This window comes from Desulfurococcus sp. (assembly GCF_038881575.1).
In the GTDB taxonomy this organism is placed as follows: Archaea; Thermoproteota; Thermoprotei_A; order Sulfolobales; family Desulfurococcaceae; genus Desulfurococcus.
Map to the genome: position 1 here is coordinate 1 of NZ_JAVZPN010000007.1, position 21,341 is coordinate 21,341.

A 21,341-nucleotide genomic window follows, 5' to 3' on the forward strand; every position below is an offset into this window, starting at 1 on the left:
ATAGATCATTCAGTGTGGTGTTCAACGACGGAAGAAGCGTATTGATATATGAGGGCAAGGTTGCTGAAGCGGGTTTCCCGGTTGAAGCAGTAGCGTTCGCAAACAACATTATCTTAGCGAAGATCACGGGTGGGACACTAATAATCCTCGCAGTAATATTAATTTCACATATACACACTGGAAGCCAGAAATCCTCAACCTAATATGTAAGCTATTGTAGATATAAAGACCCGGGAAGCAGGTGAAGGAGAAGGCTTCACATATCATAGAATCAGCTGGAAACACGCGTAACTAGGTATACTTTCTGGTAAACCTTATAAGGGTTTACATATAAACGTATGTTATTGGTTAAGAGTATGTCTTATGTAACTGTTTCAGCTAAGATACCTAAGAGGTTGAAGGAGCTTATGGATAAATATGGGATTAAACCAGGACCAGTCATAAGGAGGGCTTTAGAGGAGGAAGTTAAGAAACGAATTCTAGCTGAGCTTGAAGAAAAGCTGAGGAATATACTAAGTGAAATAGCTAGTATTCCAGATGAAGAAGTAGTAGATTTAATACGTGGAGATAGAGAGAGGAGGTAGAATTGCTCCTACTGGATTCAAGCGCTATTGTGAACCTAGTGAAACACGGTGATTTAAGTGTTTTCACGAAAGCGCATACTTTGGACCTAGCACTATATGAATCTCTCAACGCTGTATGGAAAGAAGTATATTTAATCAAAAGGATCAACGTGGAGACCGGCTTTAAGCTCACGGAGATCATCGCGAACATATTCAACATAATGGAAGTACACACCATAAAGGAATCCGAGAAAGAAATTCTCGGTTTATCACTTAAAGAAGGCTTAACCATCTACGATGCATCCTACATCTACGTAGCGATGAAGGAGAAATTAACGCTAGTAACAGATGATGCAAGGTTAAGGCAAGTAGCATCAAAGTATGTGAAGGTCCTACCGTCAATTGATATCAGTAAAGAGAACAAGCACTAAGTTACCATAATACACTTTTAAATCAAGCAAAAACTCGTGCCTTCGACTGCTGTTTTTGGTTTTCATAGCAGTTTATAGAATAGAAATAAAAAACCATTGTTGTTACATTACGAAACACCCTTTATAATAACAAGGAAGCTTGTGGACAGCATAATGAGTATTCCCGCGACTATGGGCTTGGCTGTTGGAAATACTTGTACTATTATAGGAGCGAGCACCATTGCAACAAGAGAGTTAGCTAGTTCCATCAATGATAGTGGGTGCGCTCTTATCGCTGATGGAACTACTTTGTTTCTCACATAACTTAGGGCTGCTGTTAATGTTTCTAATACGAATTCTAATAGAAGGAAGAGAATAAGTGTGCTGAGGTTGCTTTGAGCGAAATTAGATACTACAAATAGAAAAACCTAGAAGAACACTTAATATAGCAAGTAATCTAATACGGTTGATAATTTTTAATAACTTATATGTAAACAGATCCAATAGTAGCGGATAGTAATAACATTGTATATTGTATAAGCTAAACCTAGAAAATCTTCATGAAAACCTCTTTCAATGAGTACTAGTGACCATAAAGCGTAAAATAGCATAAGAGAACCAGAAAGCAGAGAACTGTATAGAAGTACGGAGCAAAAAGGCTCTATTTAGTAAGTTTTTAATCACCTTGAACATCTCCTTAATACTTCCTGATCCCTTAATATCTGGGAGCACTATAAGTGGTGTAATAGCTATTAAGCTGGTTAATGCTGAAACGAAAAAATTAGCTAGAGAAGTTGAGGAAGAGGCTAATAGGATTGTAAAAGAAAAGATTTCCTCTAGACACTAACGTCTTCATAGTAGCTTTTAAATCAGGCTACATGAAGACTATTTGCTTATTTGAGTATTTAGGGTATTTTGGTAGCTGTGGGAACGCGGAGTTTACAAGCACTTGTATTATGCCCTTACATGATTGCCCGGTGACTGCTTATAACCCGCGGGGCGACCTACTGGTGTCCCTCTATGAAGCCCGCGCAGACAATCCCCCACAGGCACCGAAAATAACCTGAACACCATGCACGGGCAACCACTATGAGTATAAAGGAGGAGGTTAGAAGGCTAAGGTGGAAGATTGAATATTGTTCCCCTGAGGTTATTAAGGACTTCAATGTTTGCTATAGAGTTGGGTATAAGAGAAGAGTAGTTTATCCTCCTGCAGCAGATTAGCTTGACATACCATTGAACGAGGTATGGTTGCCGGAACTGCTAAAGGAATATATGCTATTCCATGAGCCCCGTGAGATATTGTACAGGTGTCAAGGCTATAATGTTAAAGAAGAACATCTTAAAGTTAGAATAGATGAAGCATTAAGATTCTGCAACGATCCAAAATGGATAGAATGTTTTGAAAAATTCCAGAGTATAACAACCTCTTAATTGTTTAAAAGAACTATGCAGAATTACGGAAAGCGAGGTAAGGACCATAAACGAGCTTTATGAGTCATTATATAGAATATATCGACTGCCGCGAGCAATTAAATTGTTAGAACAATGTTACAGAGCTGGACTCTATTATGTGGTTAAACCTTAAATAAAGAGTTGAACTACATCTATATTGGTGGAGCCTTCGAGCTTGGTTGTAGAGACTAAGGTTGGTAAGAAGAGGATTATTGTTATACCCAAGGCTATAGCCGAGGCTGTGAAAGTCAGAGAGGGCTCATCATAATGCAGGATGGTTCCATTGGCACAAAAACCCATCAGTGCAAAATTAAGGTAAAATCCGGTAGAAGACGGGCTCACCGGGATTTGAACCCGGGTCCTCCGCCGTGTGAGGGCGGCGTCCTAACCAGGCTAGACGACGGGCCCTTTCCCCACTAGAGTTATCCGCGTATCGGTTTTTAAACCCTAGTATATTGGCTTCGCGAAGTACTAGTTGACTTCATGCTTAGCGGTTTAACACATTATTCTACTTAGCTAAAGCTGGTTATGGGATAGTTTCATTTAGTTGGTGAGGGAACGTCGGGTGCAATTGATTTACCTTGTTCTCAATTCCCTTTACTAGCTGGTTAGCTCTGGTTTACGTGGGGCTAGGTGTGTATTCTCAGTAATTTAATATGCTCTTGGAGCATTATATTGTTAGAGCAGGGTTGGTGTATGGCGTATAGGCTGCTCTACCCCATTAGAACATACCTCGTGGTGTCGGGTAGGTATGGTGAAGAAGTTAACGTCATGGCTGCTGACTGGGTTATGCCTGTATCAGCTAAGCCATTCATGGTTGCTGTAGCTATTGCTCCTACCCGCTACACCTACAGGCTTGTCGAGAAGTATGGTGAGTTCGTGGTCAGCGTGCCGAGTGTTGAGAATCTTCGTGACGTCTGGATTGCTGGCTCAGAGCATGGGCCAGGCAAGCTGAGGAAAACGAGTTTTGATTTTGCTCCTGCTAGCAGAGTAGGTACCCCGGTTATAAGGAATGCTCTCGCGAACCTGGAGTGCAGGGTAGTCGATAAGCATGTTTACGGGGACCACGTGCTCTACGTTGGGGAAGTTTTAGCTTACCACCATAGAGAGGATGCCTACGTGAATTTTGAACCAAGGCTTGAAGCAGGTTTCCTAGCTCACATAGCCATGAACAAGTTCACGAAATTCGCGAGGGAAGTGGTTACTGTTCAATAGCTGCTTTTTCCACAGTATTGCCTTTCCAACCAAGACCACTATACACATACAAGGACTACGTATTGGTAAAAACCAGGTGAATTTTCGTATTGTGTTTCTACTTGATGAGAAAACCGGCTATGATGAGGAGGAGTACAATACAGTATAGCAAAACATCCTTCTTCTTAAAAATCGTGAACTTAACCCTAGGCCTCAGCGTTGCTCCGTAAATCAAATGCGCTTCGTAGAGCCCTCTTGCAGTGTAAAGCGAAAGCAATATGAGGGGTACTACGAGCTTGTAGAGCTTCTTACCCTTGAACTTCAGCTTGATCGCTACAGCTGACTCTGAGAGGTAGTTCAGAAGCACTGGTATGTGAGCTGCTGTTACAGACAACAGGTGTGACTGGGTCTTCAAGCCTATTTTGCTGAACACATACCTCCACTCCTCGAGGCTGAGTACCTGGAAGAACAGTGAGAAGGATAGAAAGAACGCTACGAGTCTTAAAGCACCAACTGGTATATTCACGGGGTCTGGGGCAAGCCAACCCAAGATGTAACTTAAGTAGAATACGAGCGCGCCAGCAAGCGTGAACAATAGGAATAACCTAATTCCTTCAAGCACTATTCTCAATCCACGTACAAGAGACATGATCGCGAGAACAACGAATAACACAAGGGCTGTTCTAATGACCTCAGCTCTCAGCTCAGCATCAAACCTCGTGTAAGTAAGGTATACTAAGATTAATAAAGCTGTGAATAGCCTGGACACCATACTGAACTGATCCAACCTCTTAGATTGAACAAAAAGGTAGGATAAGCTTCTAAGAATGCTCCATCACCTTGCTGTAGAGCTTCGACGCGTAGACCAAGTCGTGTTGAACCAGAGCTTTATTCACAGCTAGCTCCGTAAGCACACCGTTCTCCAGCTTGTACATGCTAGTCCACACGGGGGATACTGTTGCATCCAGGCTACTGGATGCAACAACAACTGATACACCGAGATTAGGTAGGTGCTCTAGGAGCAGGAGTCTACTCTTATATGTTAAACCGGAGAACGGCTCATCTAGCAGTAGCAAGCCAGCTCCCGAGAGAACAGCGAGCTCCACCGCGAGCTTCACCATTTGACCATGACTTAGGTTGAAAGGGGATTGACCCGGGTTTAATCCTAATTGCGCAACTCTATTGAGACCTTCTTTGACGCACTTCTCTCCGAGCTTTCTGGTTTTGCGTAGTTCTCTAACTTCCTTTTCAACTGTTTCCTCAGTGTAGAAGAGTGTTATGTTCTGAGGTATGTACACAGCATCCACGTATCTTTCAATCTTTCCTTTCTTGGGCTTCAAGTAGCCTGATAGCAGCTTGAGCAGTGTTGTTTTACCGGAGCCGTTGGATCCGTAGATGAGCACAATGTCCTCCTCCAAGAGATCCAAGTTAACGCCTCTTAGAACAGGGTTGTCATTGTAACTGTAGTGTAGTTCTCTAGCTATCAGAGCGTGTTTCCTGGCTCCTCTACTTCTACTCTTTTTCGACGTGAACTGTGCTTCAGTGTGTGGGTTCGGGTTTTCAGCGTAGGTGAAGAACAATTCTGTTGCATCCCTGAGAGCACCGTTCTTCAGAACCATGATCCTATCGAAGTACCTGTATATAGGTAAGAACCTGTGTTCTATGACGAGCACGGATTTACCGAGTCTTCTCAAAACAGATAGTAGCTCCACGAAGTCCTTCAAACCCTCATCGTCAAGCCACATCAGCGGCTCGTCAAACACTATTAGCGAGGGATTTGCTATAATTGACTTAGTGACCAGAACTCGCTTTGCTTCTCCACCTGAGAATTCGAAGAAGTACCGGTCAAGCAACCTGTAAATGCTGGTTGCTTCAACGGCTTTAACTACGGCTTGCTTAGCTAGCCTGATCTTCCCGTGAACTCTGAGCGCGTAGGCTAACTCTCACAATGGGCTCTGTGAAGTATAAGTAGGGGTTTTGACTAATGATGTGAACTACTCTAAAAACATCCCCTCTGGTTCAAGATTCTTCACGTTTCGACCATCTACAAGTATTTCTCCCTTGGATTCACCGCCGTAGACTAATTCGCCTATCCTCGTTATTGCTCTCACCAGAGTTGTTTTACCCGATCCTGTTTCCCCTATGATTAGCAGGTGCTCTCCTTTCTCAACAACGAGATCCAGGTTTCTTAGAACCCAGTCGCCACCTGGATACCTGAACCACAGGTTTTTTACTTCGACAATCGGATTACTGTTCATCTCAGTAAGCCTGTTCTAATTAAAACTCTGTATACTAAAATAGCTAGGGGTGACACTATTAAAGCTATCGTTAAGTTGAATGTTGCTATGTGAGGTAAGTATCCTATAGTTATCGCGTATGCTTTCTCCAGGTCCTTCGCCCAACCAGCCCATACAAGCCAGTGAGGTGTTACAAGGTAGTTAGCCAAGGACATAACTCCTACACGTGTTGCAGCAGCAACAGCCACGCCTATTGCGGCAACAACAACTTCGTTGTACTTTCCGCGGAGTTTCCTAAGAGCTAGCGCTAGAGGTGTAAATGTTAATAATTCAGCTAAGCACTTCATTGCCATGTCAATGGGGTCTGAGCCCATGGCTACGGGTATAATGTAGTAGATTGGTAGAACACTGTAGGTTGCACGGAGGCGCATGAAAGCTATTACGGCTAGTGGAACACCCGATACATCATACTTTAAAATGGCGCTGGTGGGTATGGAAACTCGAAAAATCTTAGAATCACAGCTAGTGCTGTAAGTGCTGCTACAAGATACACTACGGGGGTAAACCTGTTCATGGTACTCACCCCTCCAGCATTTTGAACAGGAGATGACTTTATAAGTCAAACGGTATCATTAAAATAATACCCTACTCGCACAACTATATAGTTACCTGGTGTCTAGCTTTAAACGATTACTTGGAGTTTCTCAAGTCTAGGAGAAGCATTAGGAAGTTCAAGGATCAACCTCCTTCACTTGAAAAGGTGCTCAAGGCACTGGATATTGCCAGGTTTGCTCCGAGCGCTAAGAATGCTCAGCCATGGAGGTTTATCGTGATCACTGATCCAGAAGTGAAGAGTAAACTGAGCAGGATACATCCAGCTGCCAAGCCACTCGAGAGAGCACCTCTCGCTGTTGTTGTTGCTTGTAACATAGATGAGTCCCCCGTCTCCTACATGCTAGACTGCTCAGCTGCTACAGTGTACTTTCTGCTCGCAGCTCACGCTCTGGGTCTTGGAACAGTGTGGATTCAAACCATGAGAAACATTGAGAACATAAGAGAAATACTCGGTATGCCAGCTTCAGCCGTTCCCATAGCTATATTAGCAGTTGGGTATCCTGACGAATCCCCGGAACCACCTCCACGTAAACCACTGGAAAGCATAGTTTACCTGAACAAATACGGTGAACCAGCAATTAAACTCCATGATGCTAGGTAACGGGGCCTATTGGAACCCATGAGTAGAACTCTATACCAATGCTTACTATTACAGCTGGTATAGCTATTAGTGTTATTGCAACGGATAATAAACAAAGGCTACTAGGAATTCTCATTACAATGTTTACAGTGTTCCAGGTTACCGATCCTTCCATGCCAGACAAAACATAATGTTTATTAGCCACCCACTTGGGTAGTATTTTTAGGGATGATAGTGATGAAAATATGGGACTCGATCAATAAAGTCCCAGGCGGTTTGATGGTTATACCACTAGTAATAGGCTCGCTGGTTAGAACGTTCTTTCCAAACTTCCTAACCCTCGGCAGTTTCACAACAGCCCTTTTCAGAGACAGTGCACTTCCTCTTATAGCCTTGCTCATCTTCGCCACTGGAGCGAACACCTCACTTAAGGTCGCCGGGATCGTGGCTGCGAAGACCGCTGCTCTGCTGACTGCGAAGACTTTCCTTCCTGCGTTGCTGGTCGTGGGTTATGGGTTGGTATTCGGTAGGGCTGAGTTGTTGCCCGGACTTTCGCTACTGTCTTTGATGGCGGGCCTGATAAATTCCAACGGCGGTCTGTGGATAGCTCTCTCGTCGAAATACGGTAAAGAGAGCGACGTTGGTGCTTATATCGCTTCGGCGCTGAATGACGGTCCTTTCTTCACCATGCTGTTTCTCGGTTTAGCCGGTCTGGCGAACATACCTGCTCAATACCTGCTTGCGGCGATTTTTCCATATCTACTGGGTCTAATACTCGGCAATCTTGATCCAAAGATAGCAGAGATATTCAAGCCCACGAGCAACATAACCATACCGTTCTTCGCGTTCGCGTTGGGTGCAGGGATAGATATAAAAGTGTTGGGTCAGGGTTTTGTCGGTGGGCTAGTAATAGGGTTACTCTCAACCTTTCTCACAGGGACTTTAGGATATCTAGTCTATAAGACTTTCTTCAAGAAAGACACCAATCCTGGCGTGGGCTTCGCCATAGGAACCACGGCAGGAAACAGTGTGGCTGTCCCGGCGTTAGTCGCTCAAGCCGACCCGAGCTATCAGACGTTCGTTCCCACCGCAACGGCCGCCCTTGGAATGGCTGTCCTCATAACTGCTGTCCTGACTCCCATAATGACTCACTACTTTGTGATGAGAGAGAATAGGAGGGCAGGTTGACTTTTAATGAAGGTTTTCAGGTCGGTCCTGATAATCGCTGACGACTTCACCGGAGCTAACGATACTGCCGCACAGTTCTCAAAGTTAGGGTTTAGAACAATCTCCACATTAAATCCAAACCTGATTGATGAGTACTTACGTAAGTACAGCGTCGTAGCCATCGACACGGAGAGTAGGGCCGACGAGGCTTCAGAAGCCTATAGAAAGCTGTATAAAGTTGGGCTTAGGATCAAGCAATACGATGATATTCTACTATATAAAAAAATCGACTCCACACTGAGAGGTAACGTGACTGAGGAGATCAGAGGACTCTTCGACTCTGTACAGCCTGACCTAGTGATTTTCGCACCAGCATACCCGAAGCAAGGCAGGACCACAATAAGGGGTGTACATCTGGTGAATGGGGTTCCAGTAGACCAGACATTCTTTGGCAGAGATCCTAGAACCCCGGTTAAGAGCTCCTACATACCTTCGTTCTTCAGCAATGTCTTTGGAGAATCATACACTCATGTCTTTCTAGAGGACCTCAGATCTGGTGAGTTCAGGAACAGGTTGAACACTTATAAAGTGATTTCCTTCGACGTGGAGAACGAAAACGACCTGATGACCATAGTAGAGTCTCTGAGGGAATTTGACGGAAAAGTCTTGTGGGTTGGCTCAGCTGGCCTCTCAGAGACATTGGCTTATAATGCAATAATTGGAAGCTTTGCTGGAAAACCTATATTAATCGTCGTGGGATCACTTAACGACGTTACCAGAAGACAGTTAACCAGGTTCGTTGGGAAGTTCAGTTGCAAACTTATCAAACTAAGTATTAAAAGCTTACTCATGAATTTCGAGGAGGAGTATTCTAGAACTATGAGTCAGGTTGCAGAAGCTTTAAAGATAGGAATAGACGTTGTGGTTACGACTTCATATGATTCAACTCAGGTTGACGAAGGGAAAGCTGTCGCTTCTGAAATGGGGCTCTCCTCCTCCGAGCTCGGCGCTAGAATAGCTGATGGCCTCGGCAAAATGGCATCTGGCATAGTGAGGGAGTTCGGCACAGAAGTCTTCAGCGGTATTTTCGTAACGGGAGGCGACACTGCCTTGTCATTGATAAAGAACATGAACATAGACTCGCTAGAAGTAGTAGGTGAGGTCGAGCCAGGCGTTCCTCTTCTGAGGTCTGGAGATCTCTACATAGTAACCAAGGCGGGAGGTTTCGGTAAAGACTCAACCATAATACGTATAGTTGCAAGACTTAAGGGTGAGTCACGTCGTGTCGCATCGTAAGGTGATAATAGGAATCACCATGGGTGATCCGGCTGGCGCAGGTCCCGAGCTGGCCTTGAAGGCATTGCGTAAGGCTGACTACAACATCGCTAAGTACGTCATCATAGGTAGCTATAAGGTGCTTCTGAAAGCTTCGAGTATTGTGGGGCTTAGACACCCAAGTCTGATCAAGATTGACGACCCAACTATGCTTCCTGACGATCCTAATGTAATTGGGGTGTATGACCTGGATAACGTTGACTTAAGCAGACTTGTGTACGGTAAGCCCTCTGTCATGGGTGGAAGGGCCTCATACGAGTATATAGTGAAGGCAGTTAACCTAGCGTTAAGAGGTTTAGTGGACGCTGTCGTGACAATGCCTATAAGCAAGGAAAGCCTTAACATGGCTGGTTACAAATACCCTGGTCACACGGAGCTGTTAGCAGAGCTGACGGGGGCGAAGGAGGTCAGAATGATGTTGGTCGCGAGGCACCTGAGAGTTGTTCACGTAACTACTCACATCCCTCTGAGGAAGGTCCCGGATTTTGTGAGAAAGGAACGGATTTTGAAGACCATAGAGTTGACATACGAGTATCTCAGGAACTACTTTAATATACAAGAACCCAGGCTTGCCGTGGCAGGGTTGAACCCACATTCAGGTGAGGGTGGGTTATTTGGCGACGAAGAAATTAAAGAGATAACGCCAGCTATAGAAGAAGCTAAGTGTAAAGGCCTCAACGTATCAGGACCATATCCACCGGACACAGTGTTCTATAGGGCATATTACAACAAGGAGTTTGACGCCGTGGTGGCAATGTATCATGATCAGGGACACATACCAGTGAAGATGGTGGGCTTCATGGAAGGAGTCAACATAACGTTAGGTCTCCCTATAATCAGAGTATCTCCGGATCATGGTACCGTTTGGGGTAAGGCAGGTAAAGGCACTGCAGACGAGACTGCCTCCTACGAAGCGATTAAATTAGCTGTGGAGCTTGCTAAAAACAAGGTCAGCAAACAAATGTCATGATCGGTTTACGGATGACGCTCTTATTTGGTTAAAGTTCACTTTTTGCGCCCCGAGGACTTCTGGAGGGGTTGTTTCACACTAACCTCCTCCTGCATTAACATTAAAAGGATTTATTTGGATCCTCGTCCTTGTTGTTTGATGTGCCATGTGCTAAGTATCTTAAGTCCTGAGTCTTTCGTAACAGAGAAGGTTGGATGGCTTAGAAAGTAGATTAGGAGGAGAGGAGACCATGGTAGTCCTCTCTGACTCGTGTATACTTCGAGCCAGGTCTCCCAGTGTGTAAAAACAAAGTAAACCAGCTATGAAACCCAGAAACCCGGTTGACGATGCAATGGCTCTTAGCGGAGCACGCTTCGATACTATGAGGTCTGGAACAACAACGTTTAAGACAATTGTTGCTACACCGAAGAGAGCAGCTATGTGAACTCTACCAAACAAAACCTCGCATACAGGAAAGCCGAGGAAGACGCTGTTCGGAAAGCTTGATGTTAGAAAGAGAGACATGTAGTGCTCTCTCTTGATCCTCTTGACCGAGAAGTACGCGGCAACCATGAATAAAACAAAGTACAGAAATACGTAGATGTCGCTTAGCATTAGTCCACGGGCAGAAAAGATCGCTGTGAACGCCAGTGGTATTAGTACGTAGTAAACCAGTTTAACTAGGATGCTGACGAGTAACCTGTAGTAGAGACTGCTCTTTAAAACAACTTCGAGCAAAACTCGCTTAGCATATCCAGCTAAGAGCACTAGCGTGAAAATGGCAATTCTTTCCAATAAAGACACCGTGCCGGAAAATACTATGGGGAAGCGGGGCTTTTAACTAATGCTAGGTGGTGTGAGGATCAACCTCGGAGTGCTGGTAGGTGTACTAATATACACCATTGTGAGAACGCTAATAATATTGTACAAGAGCGCGTTAGCAGTTATAATACCTGTGTCTCCTGAGTGGCTTGAGTACATACTAATAGGAATGGCATTGATACTTATAACGCTCTTCAGACCACAGGGACTCATACCCGAGAAACCAACACTAACGTTAGCACGCAGTAAACTCGAGAAAATAAGAAGAAGAGTAATCCAGGAATTCTCTGGTAGTAGTTAACTAAAGCAAACATACTTTTTGACTAAGTCATACCGAGTTCTCCTCATTCACCGCTTACTGTGGAAAAGAGTAATACTCTGATATTTGAGCGCGTAAAGGATCGTCTGTGTAGGGTTTTCGTGTGATGCATGGATCAATACTCGTTTAAAACCAAGGCTTAGTAAGATCATTCAATGTCATCTAGGCTAGACTCTGGTTCACGCACTTCCACAATCATTCTACTCACTCGCTTAAACTCGTCTTCAGCCTCGCGAATCACCTCGTACTCTAAATCCTTGGCATCGAGCTTTAGTAAATCAGCTGAACCTATGTATCTCACTAGAGTGCTGAGTTTCACACACTTGACTTCTGCTACCCGGATTACCGTAGTGTAGTTTTCAACGTGAGTCCTGATCAGCGGGGAGACAGACGAGGATTCGTCAATGCGTAGTTTAGCCGATCCCTTTATAGGACAGATCGCTAGAGGGTAACATAATGCATTTTCACCAAGGTTGTTCACCTCTATGTTAGTCAACTGACTCCAGCGAATCAACATAGCACCCTCTTCAACCATGCTTAATGTACACGTACACCTTGTTGTATATGTCCTTCAATACGGAGGACTCCTCCTCACCGCAACAAGGACGCTTACCACGTCCAATAGTACGCTTAGTCAAGTTATCAAAGCACCTCTAAGCATACCGATTCTCAACTTTTAAATCACCAAAATAGTGCCCTTCACGCGGATCAAACGGCGAAAGGTTCTTTGGTTAACACACCGTCAAACAAGTTTATGATTGACACGTGAACTTAGGGAGTACAGGTGCACGTGATCTACAGAGCTAGGATTCTCCTAGGAGACAAGATATTCAGGATAAAAAGGTCTAAATGTGTTGGAGCAAGGCGAACTTAGGAGTACCAGGTTAAACGTTAGAAAAGACGCCGTTCTAGAAGTGCTTCCTTGGTTCAGAGTGGAAACAGACAATGTCATGTGTTAACATCTGTTAACGATGGAAATCTACTGGGAGGGGAAGAGAAGATTTTAGCTAGAGATGCAAAAGTGATGCATACCTTGCATTAAAAGCTTGAATTTAAAAATCAAGATAATCAGCTTTTTAAGCTAAAGGAGCCTACGAGATCAACAGCTCTCTTCCAAATCTCTCTCCTGTTAGAATAGAGTAAAGGACTTCCTAGTTATTGAACCCGAGGAAATAATGTACTTTGTATGCGTAGAAGTACACCAGCGAATAAACCATGTACCTGTTCAGCTGCTCTTTAATAGCTTTGATAACGTCTTCGCGAAGGTGACTCACGTTGAATACTGTAGCACTCGATACGAAGTCCATGTACTCGTTGCCATCGGAGTCTACATCTATGTAACCCCTGCTTCTAGCAACTACGAGTGGATAGTACTTAAGGAAAGCACGTCCGGGAAACAACTTGTTCATTAGCTCTAGAACCTAGTAAGCTCTATTCAACTTAAGTCGAGACGTATACTCCACGATCACCAGGTATAAATTTACTTGAAGAAGGACCTATATTGAAACACAAGTCAGAAGGAATAGCATTAAATCAGCTTAAATACACGCTCGTGGATTTCAACAAAGTGTAAAATTACGAGCGTGATAAGCTCTCAGTATCGATCACAACACATTGGTCGGTGAAAGAGACGCCTAGAATGTAATCAAGAGCTTCGAGAGATTTACTCTTTGGAAATGAGAACTTACTAGAATTTCTCTTGTATACAGAGCGAAAACAGCGAGTCTTCGAGGAAGTTTCTGAGCATCATCCATAGTGCGTGATTTGAATGTTATCTAGGGTTTGAAGTAAGAGAATTGTTAATTAATGTTAAGACGGAGTACCGTTCAAAGACTTCTTACTATGTGAATGAACAACACTATTGCAGTGGTGTATGAGCTGGCCAAGCTGTGTTAAACTTACTACTCTGATCTTCCTTCAACTTATAGTGTAGTTGCGTAAGTTGGTCATCTATGTTGATCCGAGCAGAGGCCTTAAATACACTGCGCAAGTACCTCGGAGATGAAGAGATAGTTAAGCACTGCTTATCTTCACTTCACCTTTACATCCGTAAAGCCCCAGTCTTCTATCTTATCTAGAATGAACATGGCTTTGTCATGTTAGTCACTACCACTGAATGTAGGGTTAATTCCGCGTCTCTTGATGATCTCCATGAGAAATTCAACTGCATAATCTCTCAAAAGGTCTATTCTCTCTAAAACACGCTCAACGACAGATACCCTAAACACCTAGAATAATCTATGAGCTAGTCATGCATATAGCTTACATAGCTTTTAGATCGCGTTAGGATTTTACACTAGAGGTGATTTTATTTTACGATGTTTTAAGCCTAGTTTAAAAGATTCTGCAACTTTCGGTATTACGAGTGTAGGGTCTACTACCGGAACACTTACGGCTACACTTACAGTATTCGCTAATCCTATAAATCCACTACATCCCAATACAACTGCGTCTATTTCAAGTTCTTTCACAGCTTTTTCAATTTCTTTAATAAGCAAGCTTGTAATTTTTTCAATGTTATTTATATATCTCCAATATTAGGTATTTCTATTCTCGAGATGTAAACACGCGTCTCTCGATACCTAGCTGAGCAGCTTTGCGCTTATATAGCGTAGACCACTTTCTTCCAGCTGAAATTATTCCAAAATTTTATAACCTAGGAGCAGTGCTATTCCTGCGATGTTTCGCCAATATCAAAAATCTGGTATGTCTGACACTTCTCGTGAACCCTATAACCCGGGATCTTCAAAGCAGTTTATGATTACGCCATGGAATCCTTCTATGTTAGCCTTTACTACTTCTTTAATAACCAATGGTGCAACTAGTTCTTTTTCATACTCGGTCTCTATATAAGGTGGTTCTTCAGGCATGTTTCTTATTACCGCTCTACGTCGAATGAGAGAACTTGTTTAACGTAACTCGGAGTAAGCCCATTCCATACATCTTACACCTAATGGATTTGTAATAAGCAGCTTTACCTTCAAGCTCACAACCATATGGTTTGATAGATCTTCCTTACTTACATAACTCTCTAAATGTAAAGCCAGCACGCTATGAGCCTATTTTTCACGTTGACTAATGAAGGTCTTTTTTCATAGCAGATCTTAGTAGCATAGTGACATCTATGAGCTAGTTTGCAACCGGGCACTTCTGTATAAGCTTTCTCCTCTTTTAACAACGCATAATTAGTATGATGGGTTAAACCCTTGAAAGGATCAGGAATCGATGCCATTAGTGCTTGTGTATATGGATGAAGTGGTTCTTGGAAAACAGCATCTATACTACCAACTTCCATAACGTTGCCACGATATAATACTAATATGTTTTTAACTATGTAGCGTGTAATTGATAGATCGTGTGTTACTAAAATATATGTTATGCTAAATTTCTCACCTAACTCTCGCAAAAGATTAATTATTTGTGCCTGTATGGATACATCTAAAGCTGATGTTGGTTCATCAAGAAGTATGAGCTCGGGGTTTACAGCTAGAGCTCGAGCTATCGCAACACGTTGAGCCTGACCTCCACTCAGGTTTGAAGGATACTGGTTTATGACAGACGAAGGCAAACCCACTAATTCTAACAATTCATTTACTTTTTTTCTGATATCATTTTCTTTGAGTTTTTGATGTTTTCTAATAGGCTCAGCCACGATGTCGAATACTTTCATTCGAGGATTAAGTGATTGAAATGGATTCTGAAAAACAGCTTGAACACTCTTACGGTACAAGTTTTCTTCTTTTTTAGTCAATGAGAAAATATCCTTGTTCTTAAAGAGAACTCTGCCCCATGTGGGTTTTTCCAGCTTAAGTATGGTTCTTAGTATCGTTGTTTTACCTGAGCCTGTTTCGCCAACTAAGGCGAGCCCCTCATGATTGTTTACTGCAAATGACACTCCATCTACGGCTTTTACATACCCAATAACACGTCCAAAGAGACCTCTTTTAATAGGAAAATATACGCGTAGGTCTTCAACTCTTAAGATTTCCATTATGACCCCCGATACAAATGACATAGGACAATTCTCTTGTTGAAAGCAATGCGTGGGGGTTTCTGTATTGTGCATACTGGTTTACTACTGTCGCATCTACTATGATATGAGCAGCCTTTGAAGTCTTCTCTGGGGTCTGGTGAGGACCCTTGTACAGGTGTTAGTGAATCGCCGGCTACACTTAGTTTTGGTATGGCTCTTAACAGCCCCCTTGTGTACGGATGTAATGGATTTTTTAAGACTTCCTCAATAGGACCTTCTTCTACGATAGATCCAGCATACATTACTGCAACTTTATCACACATATGCTTTGCAATACCAAGATTATGTGTTACCATTATTAGGGTTAAATTATATTCTTTTTTGAGCATTTTAATTAGGTTTAGTATCTCAGCTTGAGTAGTTACATCTAGATTTGTCGTTGGCTCATCTGCTATAAGAACTTTAGGTTTCTTAGCTAATGCTAGTGCTATTGAAGCTCTCTGTAACATTCCACCTGACAGTTCGTGTGGGTACGAATTTAAAATACGGTCCACTTCGATAAGTCTAGCACTTTTAAGAGCTTCCTTGGATATTTCAATTGCTTCTTTTGGAGTCACTCTTAGCACGTCAATTAACACATCTACGAATTGCTGTTTTATAGTAAAAAGCGGATTGAAGGTAGTGGCTGGATCTTGAAATACTATTCCAATTTCTCTTCTTATCTTAGATAAAATGCTTGGATTATTATTCCGCAGTATGTCAATGCCTTCGTAAATTATAGAACCCTGCTCTACGACGGCATTTTTAGGTAGAATTAAAGCTAGTGCTTGTACTAGTGTTGATTTACCTGATCCAGACTCACCTACAATGCAAGTAGCTTCACCACGGTCAACGTATAGATCCACGCCTCTAAGAGCCTTGATCACCGCTCCAAAAGTGTAATAGTTAATTACGAGGTCTCGTATCGCTATGAAAGTGTTATTCACAATGTATGCACCTCTTCATGATCATGAGGTTTCTAACTCTCGGATCCATATATTCTTTTAGTGCATCACCAAGCAGGTTAAAGCCGAGCACAACTATAAGTATAGCTAAACCAGGGAACAACGAAACCCACCATGCTCTGCTTATATACTGCCATCCTTCGCCGATGAGCAAACCCCATTCGGGTGTTGGTGGGGGAACACCCACACCTAGAAAGCTCAGAGCTGATGCTTCTAGTATAGCTGATCCTATATCCAATGTCGCCTGAGTAGCCACAGGTGTAATCACGTTTGGAAAAATGTGCTTGAACATAATGACTATAGGACTCAAACCTATTATCCTAGCTGAGTCTACGTATGCGGAAGATTTTACAGATGTTGTTTGAATATAAATTAACCTAGTATACCACGGCCACCAAGATAGTGCTAATGCAATAATTGTGTTTAAAATGCCTCTTCCAAGTACAGATGCAAACGCTATTGCTAGAAGCAAAGGTGGAAAAGCTAGGAACATGTCTGCAACCCTCATTACTACAGCACTGATTTTGCCACCAAAATAACCTGCCACAAGACCTATTGGTATACCTATTAATAGTGCAATTACAACTACAGATACACCAATTACCAAGGAAAACCTTGTACCTAGAATTATCCGGTTGAGCAGGTCTCTGCCAAGAGCGTCTGTTCCCAAAGGGTGTTCTAACGAAGGTGGTTTAAACCTCTTCTCCGGGTGGTAAGTTACCCCCCATGCATCTTCGGGCATCGTTACAATGTAGGGAGCTAAAACCCCTATTATGATAAAAGTAACGACTATGGTAAAACCCGCTAAATAAATCCTTCTCAATAGAATAAACCTTAGGAAATCCCCGAACCACATGATCATAGTTTCACCCTAGGGTCTATCCAAGCATGAACAACGTCTACAACGAGATTTATCACGGAATAAAACAAAGCTATAAACACTATCGAACCGAGCACAGCTGGGTAATCATAACTTAAAAGAGCCATACCTGCGTAATAACCTATACCGGGCCACACAAACACGAGTTCGACCATGAAGGCACCTATAATGGTATAACCAAAACTTAAACCTAGTGAAGCTATTACTGGTGAAATAACGTTCTTTAAAACGTGTTTGTAAATGAGCTTACTTTTACTTATTCCATTAGCTTCTAAAAATCTTACGAAGTTTTCATTTAAAACTTCTATTGCAATAGATCTAACCATTCTAATCGTGAGACTTAACGGGTATAGAGATACCGTGATCGCGGGTAAAGTTATTCTTTTAAGCACATCAACGAATACAATCATATTACCTTGCAACAGCGAATCTAACAGATAGAAACCCGTTATTGGTCTAAAACCTGTAGCTAATGCTAAAGCAGTGTCTATACGTTTACCGGCTGGCAGTATTTTTAGCCATATTCCAAAAATTAATTGTAAAATTAATGCGGTCCAGAAAACAGGCATTGAAGCCCCTACTATAGCAACGGTTCGAATTATGTCGTCCTTTACGCTTCCAGTTCTTAAAGCCGAGTAAAAGCCTAAAGGAATACCTAAAACTATTGCTATAGTAAACCCTACTATGACCAATTCTAGAGTCGCGGGTAAAGCCGATAGTATGTCCTGAAGAACTTGTTGTCGCGTTCTCCAGGATACACCCCAGTTACCTTTAAAAAAGTTTTCTAAGTAGTACATTAGCTGAACATGTATTGGTTCATCTAAATGAAGCTCTCGTCTAGCTCTCTCAATTGCTTCTAAGGGAGCATGAGGTCCTGCCCACAAAACTTCTGGTCGTGCAGGTATGACACGAGTTAGAATAAATGTGATAATAAGGACTCCAAATACAACGAATATAAGTGAAAAAAGTCTTTTCGTAATATATGAATATGTCACCGGCATACCATAGTCAGCCATTTACTCTATGATAAGTCTTTGAGCAAATATAACGGTCGGATAGCAAGGATTAATAGCCTCATCAAGATTCTTAATACGAGCAGTAGCTATTCTAATATCGATCATATCCCATAAAGGTATGGCTGGAACATCCATGTATATTATATATTGTGCTTTATAGTATAGTTCAAGAGCTTTCGCAGGATTCGAGCCTTCAAGACTATATGCCTCAGTTATTATCGCATCAAAGGTTTGATTTTCATAGTAACATAAATTAAAAGCCTTACTTTTACTGTGGAACATGTTGTATAGGTACGTTACTGGCGAGAGAACGTCGGGCCACCAGTAGAATATGAACAAATCTTGTACTTCCTCGGGTGTTTCCCATCCCTTTTGAGCTAAAGCCCACTGTTCTTCCCATGACATAGGCTTTATTTCGACATTTATGCCTATCTTAGCAAGTGACGCCTTTATTATCTCAGCTGCTCGAGCTTCGTAGATATCACCAGCCGTATACACTAGGGTTAATGTTCTTGGAATACCATCCGGGTACCCGGCTTCAGCTAATAGCCTCTTGGCGAGCTCTAAATCGTAGGTATATGTTAAATTACCGAAGTGACCCCATAAACCATATGGTATGGGACCACTAGCTACCCTAGCTAGGCCTCCGCGTGCTAACTTAACTATGTCTTCATATGGTATAGCGTGTGCAATCGCTCTCCGCACACGCGTGTCATTTAGCGGTGGCTTTTTGGTGTTTATGAGCATTAGCAAGTTCTGGAAGCTGGGTTTACGAACAACAACATAATTTGGATCCCTTTCGAACAACTCAAGATCCTCTATAGGAACGTATTGCGCAATATGTATCTCTCCCGCTCTCAGCATTCTGCTCTGAGTTGCAGCATCTTTGATGATTTTAATTATAAATACATCAGGCGCTTTGTCAATAGAGGATCTCCATGCATAATCAGGCTCTCTCCAACCCCACCACTCCTCCCATTTTTCAAGCACGACTTCAAATTCAGGGTCCCATTTAATCAGCTTATATGGTCCACTACCACACTCATTACCTCTATTAAACCACTCAGCGACTTTGGGATCCACAGAGCTGGTTGCATTGGCGTACTTTATCACGTTAGGACAGAAGATGTATACAGAATAAGGAGATGCAGCAATTTTTAGCAATGGTGCAGGATATTTAAGATAGAATTTAATAGTATATTCATCTATAACCTCGATTCTCTCCACAGGGTCCCATATGTATGCTGCACCACCACCAAGTACTATTGTTCTGTTGATACTAAAAGCTACAGCTTCAGCATTAACAGGAGATCCATCGTGAAACTTAGCGCCTTTTCTAATATAGAAAGTCCAAACAGTACCCTCTGGATCGCTCTCCCATCTTTCAGCTAATCCTGGTACGAACTGATCTTTAAACGGATCATACCATACTAATGTTTCATATACTAGCGGAAGCCACATTATTGAATTAGAGAACTCAGTACTAGGGTCAGCTGTTGTCATTTCAGATAGAGAAGCGTAAATAACAACTTTCTTTGGTAATGGTGAAGGCTCTCTAAGCCATATTATAAAGCCCGCTATTACACCAATCACCACAACCGCAATAAAAGTGATCAGTAATAATCGACTAGGTGCAGGCAATGCGTGCCCTGAGTAAGTATGATATTCTATTGAGGGTATTTAAATGTTATGGAGAAAACACCATATTCATCAAATTAGTGCTATCATGTAGTTTCATAACAATGTTTCATCTTGTGCCAGTTCTTAAAAGCATGGCTAGTTCAATGAGATCTCCATGCACGTACTCGCCGTTAACTATTATCAATTCACCATCACATTCCACTGTTGGATTTAAGCAAACTCCATCCGTATGTGAAGACGCAGGTCCTAGCTTTCCCTTAAATGTTGGGGATTGCGATCCAATACCCCATTCAACAACACCCCACACTCTTTCATCCTCCAGTATATTACCGGAGAGCTTTGCTCCTGGGTTACAGCCATAGGATATGTGAGCTATGTTCAGCATTTTCTCATCATTAAATGACTTAATCCACTTTTCAAAGAGTTTTGCTTCGTAACCGCCTTCGATTTTCTTAATTTTACCTTCAACTACATGGAGCTTTATAGGAGTTTTTAAGATGCCAAGTTCTTCGGGAGGCCATATAGAACCGTCAAATACTAATACCCCATTTATACTATCTTCTATAGGTGCCCAATCCACTTGACCGAACAACATATACTCACCGGGTCCATCTACTTCACCTTCCACGAGAACAGGTCGAGCTGGATCATTTTCGATCTCCACGTTCATGCCAGCTGGACTTGTTATTCGCATTTTCTTGCACTTTTTTGTTATGCTTGCTAACTTTCTCTGAAAGGTGTATATGGTGTTCAAGTCCACTCTACCAATCGTTCTAACCATCATGTCACTGTACATACCCACAAGACACATATACTTTACCTTACCTGTTTCAATAGCTTTCCAGTAAGGTGTTGAGTAAAGTAGCCAGTTTCTGTTGTATTCTATCCAGACATCAGCTTCTCTTAATATAGCTGTGAGCGTTTTGACGGGTAGATACTTATCAGTAGCCATTCCAACGCCTATAGGTGTTTGGTGGAGTACTATAACCGGTTTTGCACCCACTATTGTTGCTGCTTCTGCTGTTGCCTCCGCTACATTCCAATCACCAGCTGTATCTATTGTTATAACAACCTCGTCTCCAGTAGACACTTTAAGTACATCCTTCACTAATTTGTATGCAGCATGTACAAGCTCGTAGTCTAAATACCTCATAAGATCGCCCATTTGATTCGTGCTTCTT

At 42.5% G+C, this 21,341-nt stretch carries 28 protein-coding genes and 1 tRNA gene; 12 read left to right on the forward strand and 17 right to left on the reverse strand.

Translation table 11 applies throughout. The features are described from left to right. From QXV08_RS07190 to QXV08_RS07215, 6 genes are all read left to right on the forward strand, one after another. The coding region (locus tag QXV08_RS07190; protein WP_342821440.1) for a hypothetical protein at positions 1–203 on the forward strand (203 nt) is incomplete at its 5' end. Between the two features lie 135 nt (positions 204–338). Further along, positions 339–584, forward strand: coding sequence for a hypothetical protein (locus QXV08_RS07195; RefSeq protein WP_342783427.1), 246 nt, complete (start codon positions 339–341; stop codon positions 582–584). Between the two features lie 2 nt (positions 585–586). Then, positions 587–994, forward strand: coding sequence for a type II toxin-antitoxin system VapC family toxin (locus QXV08_RS07200; protein ID WP_342783428.1), 408 nt, complete (start codon positions 587–589; stop codon positions 992–994). 664 nt (positions 995–1,658) lie between these two features. Continuing rightward, positions 1,659–1,820: a hypothetical protein gene (locus QXV08_RS07205; protein WP_342791518.1), complete on the forward strand. Its 162-nt coding sequence runs from the start codon at positions 1,659–1,661 to the stop codon at positions 1,818–1,820. Positions 1,821–2,062: 242 nt separating this feature from the next. Beyond that, a complete protein-coding gene (locus QXV08_RS07210) occupies positions 2,063–2,197 on the forward strand; it encodes a hypothetical protein (protein ID WP_342783430.1) in 135 nt (44 codons plus the stop codon). A 391-nt stretch (positions 2,198–2,588) separates the two neighbouring features. Continuing rightward, positions 2,589–2,696 (forward strand): AbrB/MazE/SpoVT family DNA-binding domain-containing protein, encoded by a 108-nt coding sequence (locus tag QXV08_RS07215; RefSeq protein WP_342783431.1) that lies wholly within the window; start codon positions 2,589–2,591, stop codon positions 2,694–2,696. Between the two features lie 65 nt (positions 2,697–2,761). Here the strand turns inward: QXV08_RS07215 and QXV08_RS07220 are convergent. After that, positions 2,762–2,836: transfer RNA gene (locus tag QXV08_RS07220), tRNA-Val, on the reverse strand. Positions 2,837–3,124: 288 nt separating this feature from the next. On the opposite strand from QXV08_RS07220, the gene QXV08_RS07225 reads away from it, so the two are divergent. After that, positions 3,125–3,643: a flavin reductase family protein gene (locus QXV08_RS07225; protein ID WP_342821441.1), complete on the forward strand. Its 519-nt coding sequence runs from the start codon at positions 3,125–3,127 to the stop codon at positions 3,641–3,643. 97 nt (positions 3,644–3,740) lie between these two features. Here the strand turns inward: QXV08_RS07225 and QXV08_RS07230 are convergent, their stop codons facing one another. The 4 genes from QXV08_RS07230 to QXV08_RS07245 all read right to left on the reverse strand — a co-directional run bounded on the left by QXV08_RS07230 (position 3,741) and on the right by QXV08_RS07245 (position 6,290). Next, positions 3,741–4,394, reverse strand: coding sequence for a hypothetical protein (locus QXV08_RS07230; protein ID WP_342821442.1), 654 nt, complete (start codon positions 4,392–4,394; stop codon positions 3,741–3,743). A gap of 49 nt (positions 4,395–4,443) precedes the next feature. Beyond that, the gene (locus tag QXV08_RS07235) at positions 4,444–5,385 is read right to left on the reverse strand and encodes an ATP-binding cassette domain-containing protein (protein ID WP_342821443.1); all 942 of its coding nucleotides are present in this window, start codon (positions 5,383–5,385) and stop codon (positions 4,444–4,446) included. A gap of 231 nt (positions 5,386–5,616) precedes the next feature. Next, the gene (locus QXV08_RS07240) at positions 5,617–5,880 is read right to left on the reverse strand and encodes an ATP-binding cassette domain-containing protein (protein WP_342821444.1); all 264 of its coding nucleotides are present in this window, start codon (positions 5,878–5,880) and stop codon (positions 5,617–5,619) included. Further along, positions 5,877–6,290: a hypothetical protein gene (locus QXV08_RS07245; RefSeq protein ID WP_342821445.1), complete on the reverse strand. Its 414-nt coding sequence runs from the start codon at positions 6,288–6,290 to the stop codon at positions 5,877–5,879. The genes QXV08_RS07240 and QXV08_RS07245 overlap by 4 nt, the downstream gene beginning before the upstream one ends. Before the next feature lie 263 nt (positions 6,291–6,553). Between QXV08_RS07245 and QXV08_RS07250 the strand changes: the two genes are divergently transcribed. Further along, positions 6,554–7,075 carry a nitroreductase family protein gene (locus QXV08_RS07250; RefSeq protein ID WP_342821446.1) on the forward strand — a complete coding sequence of 174 codons (522 nt, stop codon included), beginning with the start codon at positions 6,554–6,556 and terminating at the stop codon, positions 7,073–7,075. Here QXV08_RS07250 and QXV08_RS07255 read toward each other — a convergent pair. Next, on the reverse strand, positions 7,068–7,229 hold the full coding sequence (locus QXV08_RS07255) for a hypothetical protein (protein WP_342821447.1): 162 nt from the start codon (positions 7,227–7,229) through the stop codon (positions 7,068–7,070). The two genes, QXV08_RS07250 and QXV08_RS07255, sit on opposite strands and share 8 nt — an antisense overlap. A 53-nt stretch (positions 7,230–7,282) precedes the next feature. Here QXV08_RS07255 and QXV08_RS07260 point away from each other — a divergent pair, with 53 nt between their 5' ends. From QXV08_RS07260 to pdxA, 3 genes are read left to right on the forward strand one after another with little or no spacing between them, the layout of a single operon-like run. Further along, a complete protein-coding gene (locus QXV08_RS07260; RefSeq protein WP_342821448.1) occupies positions 7,283–8,242 on the forward strand; it encodes a 2-keto-3-deoxygluconate permease in 960 nt (319 codons plus the stop codon). 6 nt (positions 8,243–8,248) lie between these two features. Next, positions 8,249–9,517: a four-carbon acid sugar kinase family protein gene (locus tag QXV08_RS07265; RefSeq protein ID WP_342821449.1), complete on the forward strand. Its 1,269-nt coding sequence runs from the start codon at positions 8,249–8,251 to the stop codon at positions 9,515–9,517. Beyond that, entirely contained in the window at positions 9,504–10,526 is a 1,023-nt protein-coding gene (gene pdxA / locus QXV08_RS07270) for a 4-hydroxythreonine-4-phosphate dehydrogenase PdxA (protein ID WP_342821450.1), read from the forward strand. Before QXV08_RS07265 ends, pdxA begins: the two co-directional genes overlap by 14 nt. A gap of 159 nt (positions 10,527–10,685) precedes the next feature. On the opposite strand, the gene QXV08_RS07275 is transcribed toward pdxA, so the two are convergent. Next, positions 10,686–11,300, reverse strand: a complete 615-nt coding sequence (locus QXV08_RS07275; protein ID WP_342821451.1) for a hypothetical protein — start codon at positions 11,298–11,300, stop codon at positions 10,686–10,688. 49 nt (positions 11,301–11,349) lie between these two features. Between QXV08_RS07275 and QXV08_RS07280 the strand changes: the two genes are divergently transcribed. Beyond that, positions 11,350–11,628 carry a hypothetical protein gene (locus QXV08_RS07280; RefSeq protein ID WP_342821452.1) on the forward strand — a complete coding sequence of 93 codons (279 nt, stop codon included), beginning with the start codon at positions 11,350–11,352 and terminating at the stop codon, positions 11,626–11,628. A 166-nt stretch (positions 11,629–11,794) separates the two neighbouring features. Here QXV08_RS07280 and QXV08_RS07285 read toward each other — a convergent pair whose 3' ends face one another. The 10 genes from QXV08_RS07285 to QXV08_RS07330 all read right to left on the reverse strand — a co-directional run bounded on the left by QXV08_RS07285 (position 11,795) and on the right by QXV08_RS07330 (position 21,325). Continuing rightward, positions 11,795–12,160 carry an FkbM family methyltransferase gene (locus QXV08_RS07285; protein WP_342821453.1) on the reverse strand — a complete coding sequence of 122 codons (366 nt, stop codon included), beginning with the start codon at positions 12,158–12,160 and terminating at the stop codon, positions 11,795–11,797. A 637-nt stretch (positions 12,161–12,797) separates the two neighbouring features. Beyond that, positions 12,798–13,055 carry an aminotransferase class III-fold pyridoxal phosphate-dependent enzyme gene (locus QXV08_RS07290; RefSeq protein ID WP_342821454.1) on the reverse strand — a complete coding sequence of 86 codons (258 nt, stop codon included), beginning with the start codon at positions 13,053–13,055 and terminating at the stop codon, positions 12,798–12,800. An 882-nt stretch (positions 13,056–13,937) separates the two neighbouring features. After that, on the reverse strand, positions 13,938–14,171 hold the full coding sequence (locus QXV08_RS07295) for an aspartate/glutamate racemase family protein (RefSeq protein ID WP_342821466.1): 234 nt from the start codon (positions 14,169–14,171) through the stop codon (positions 13,938–13,940). A 204-nt stretch (positions 14,172–14,375) separates the two neighbouring features. Beyond that, on the reverse strand, positions 14,376–14,516 hold the full coding sequence (locus tag QXV08_RS07300; RefSeq protein ID WP_342784556.1) for a hypothetical protein: 141 nt from the start codon (positions 14,514–14,516) through the stop codon (positions 14,376–14,378). Between the two features lie 161 nt (positions 14,517–14,677). Continuing rightward, complete coding sequence (locus QXV08_RS07305; protein ID WP_342784554.1) at positions 14,678–15,637, reverse strand: oligopeptide/dipeptide ABC transporter ATP-binding protein; 960 nt, start codon at positions 15,635–15,637, stop codon at positions 14,678–14,680. Beyond that, positions 15,637–16,605, reverse strand: a complete 969-nt coding sequence (locus QXV08_RS07310) for an ABC transporter ATP-binding protein (RefSeq protein ID WP_342821455.1) — start codon at positions 16,603–16,605, stop codon at positions 15,637–15,639. The genes QXV08_RS07305 and QXV08_RS07310 overlap by 1 nt, the downstream gene beginning before the upstream one ends. After that, positions 16,598–17,485, reverse strand: a complete 888-nt coding sequence (locus QXV08_RS07315; RefSeq protein WP_342821456.1) for an ABC transporter permease — start codon at positions 17,483–17,485, stop codon at positions 16,598–16,600. Before QXV08_RS07315 ends, QXV08_RS07310 begins: the two co-directional genes overlap by 8 nt. Next, positions 17,482–18,519 (reverse strand): ABC transporter permease, encoded by a 1,038-nt coding sequence (locus QXV08_RS07320; RefSeq protein WP_342821457.1) that lies wholly within the window; start codon positions 18,517–18,519, stop codon positions 17,482–17,484. Before QXV08_RS07320 ends, QXV08_RS07315 begins: the two co-directional genes overlap by 4 nt. Next, positions 18,520–20,115, reverse strand: a complete 1,596-nt coding sequence (locus QXV08_RS07325) for an ABC transporter substrate-binding protein (RefSeq protein WP_342821458.1) — start codon at positions 20,113–20,115, stop codon at positions 18,520–18,522. 151 nt (positions 20,116–20,266) lie between these two features. Then, positions 20,267–21,325 carry an aminopeptidase gene (locus tag QXV08_RS07330; RefSeq protein WP_342821459.1) on the reverse strand — a complete coding sequence of 353 codons (1,059 nt, stop codon included), beginning with the start codon at positions 21,323–21,325 and terminating at the stop codon, positions 20,267–20,269. Positions 21,326–21,341: the final 16 nt, after the last annotated feature.

Bases quoted from the DNA above. Each gene is read 5' to 3' on its own strand.
- QXV08_RS07195 (WP_342783427.1), top strand. From the start codon at position 339: ATGTTATTGGTTAAGAGTATGTCTTATGTAACTGTTTCAGCTAAGATA.
- QXV08_RS07210 (WP_342783430.1), top strand. From the start codon at position 2,063: ATGAGTATAAAGGAGGAGGTTAGAAGGCTAAGGTGGAAGATTGAATAT.
- QXV08_RS07225 (WP_342821441.1), top strand. From the start codon at position 3,125: ATGGCGTATAGGCTGCTCTACCCCATTAGAACATACCTCGTGGTGTCG.
- QXV08_RS07230 (WP_342821442.1), bottom strand. From the start codon at position 4,394: ATGGTGTCCAGGCTATTCACAGCTTTATTAATCTTAGTATACCTTACT.
- QXV08_RS07240 (WP_342821444.1), bottom strand. From the start codon at position 5,880: ATGAACAGTAATCCGATTGTCGAAGTAAAAAACCTGTGGTTCAGGTAT.
- QXV08_RS07245 (WP_342821445.1), bottom strand. From the start codon at position 6,290: ATGCGCCTCCGTGCAACCTACAGTGTTCTACCAATCTACTACATTATA.
- QXV08_RS07255 (WP_342821447.1), bottom strand. From the start codon at position 7,229: ATGGAAGGATCGGTAACCTGGAACACTGTAAACATTGTAATGAGAATT.
- QXV08_RS07260 (WP_342821448.1), top strand. From the start codon at position 7,283: ATGATAGTGATGAAAATATGGGACTCGATCAATAAAGTCCCAGGCGGT.
- QXV08_RS07265 (WP_342821449.1), top strand. From the start codon at position 8,249: ATGAAGGTTTTCAGGTCGGTCCTGATAATCGCTGACGACTTCACCGGA.
- QXV08_RS07280 (WP_342821452.1), top strand. From the start codon at position 11,350: ATGCTAGGTGGTGTGAGGATCAACCTCGGAGTGCTGGTAGGTGTACTA.
- QXV08_RS07290 (WP_342821454.1), bottom strand. From the start codon at position 13,055: ATGAACAAGTTGTTTCCCGGACGTGCTTTCCTTAAGTACTATCCACTC.
- QXV08_RS07300 (WP_342784556.1), bottom strand. From the start codon at position 14,516: ATGCCTGAAGAACCACCTTATATAGAGACCGAGTATGAAAAAGAACTA.
- QXV08_RS07305 (WP_342784554.1), bottom strand. From the start codon at position 15,637: ATGGAAATCTTAAGAGTTGAAGACCTACGCGTATATTTTCCTATTAAA.
- QXV08_RS07315 (WP_342821456.1), bottom strand. From the start codon at position 17,485: ATGATCATGTGGTTCGGGGATTTCCTAAGGTTTATTCTATTGAGAAGG.
- QXV08_RS07320 (WP_342821457.1), bottom strand. From the start codon at position 18,519: ATGGCTGACTATGGTATGCCGGTGACATATTCATATATTACGAAAAGA.
- QXV08_RS07330 (WP_342821459.1), bottom strand. From the start codon at position 21,325: ATGGGCGATCTTATGAGGTATTTAGACTACGAGCTTGTACATGCTGCA.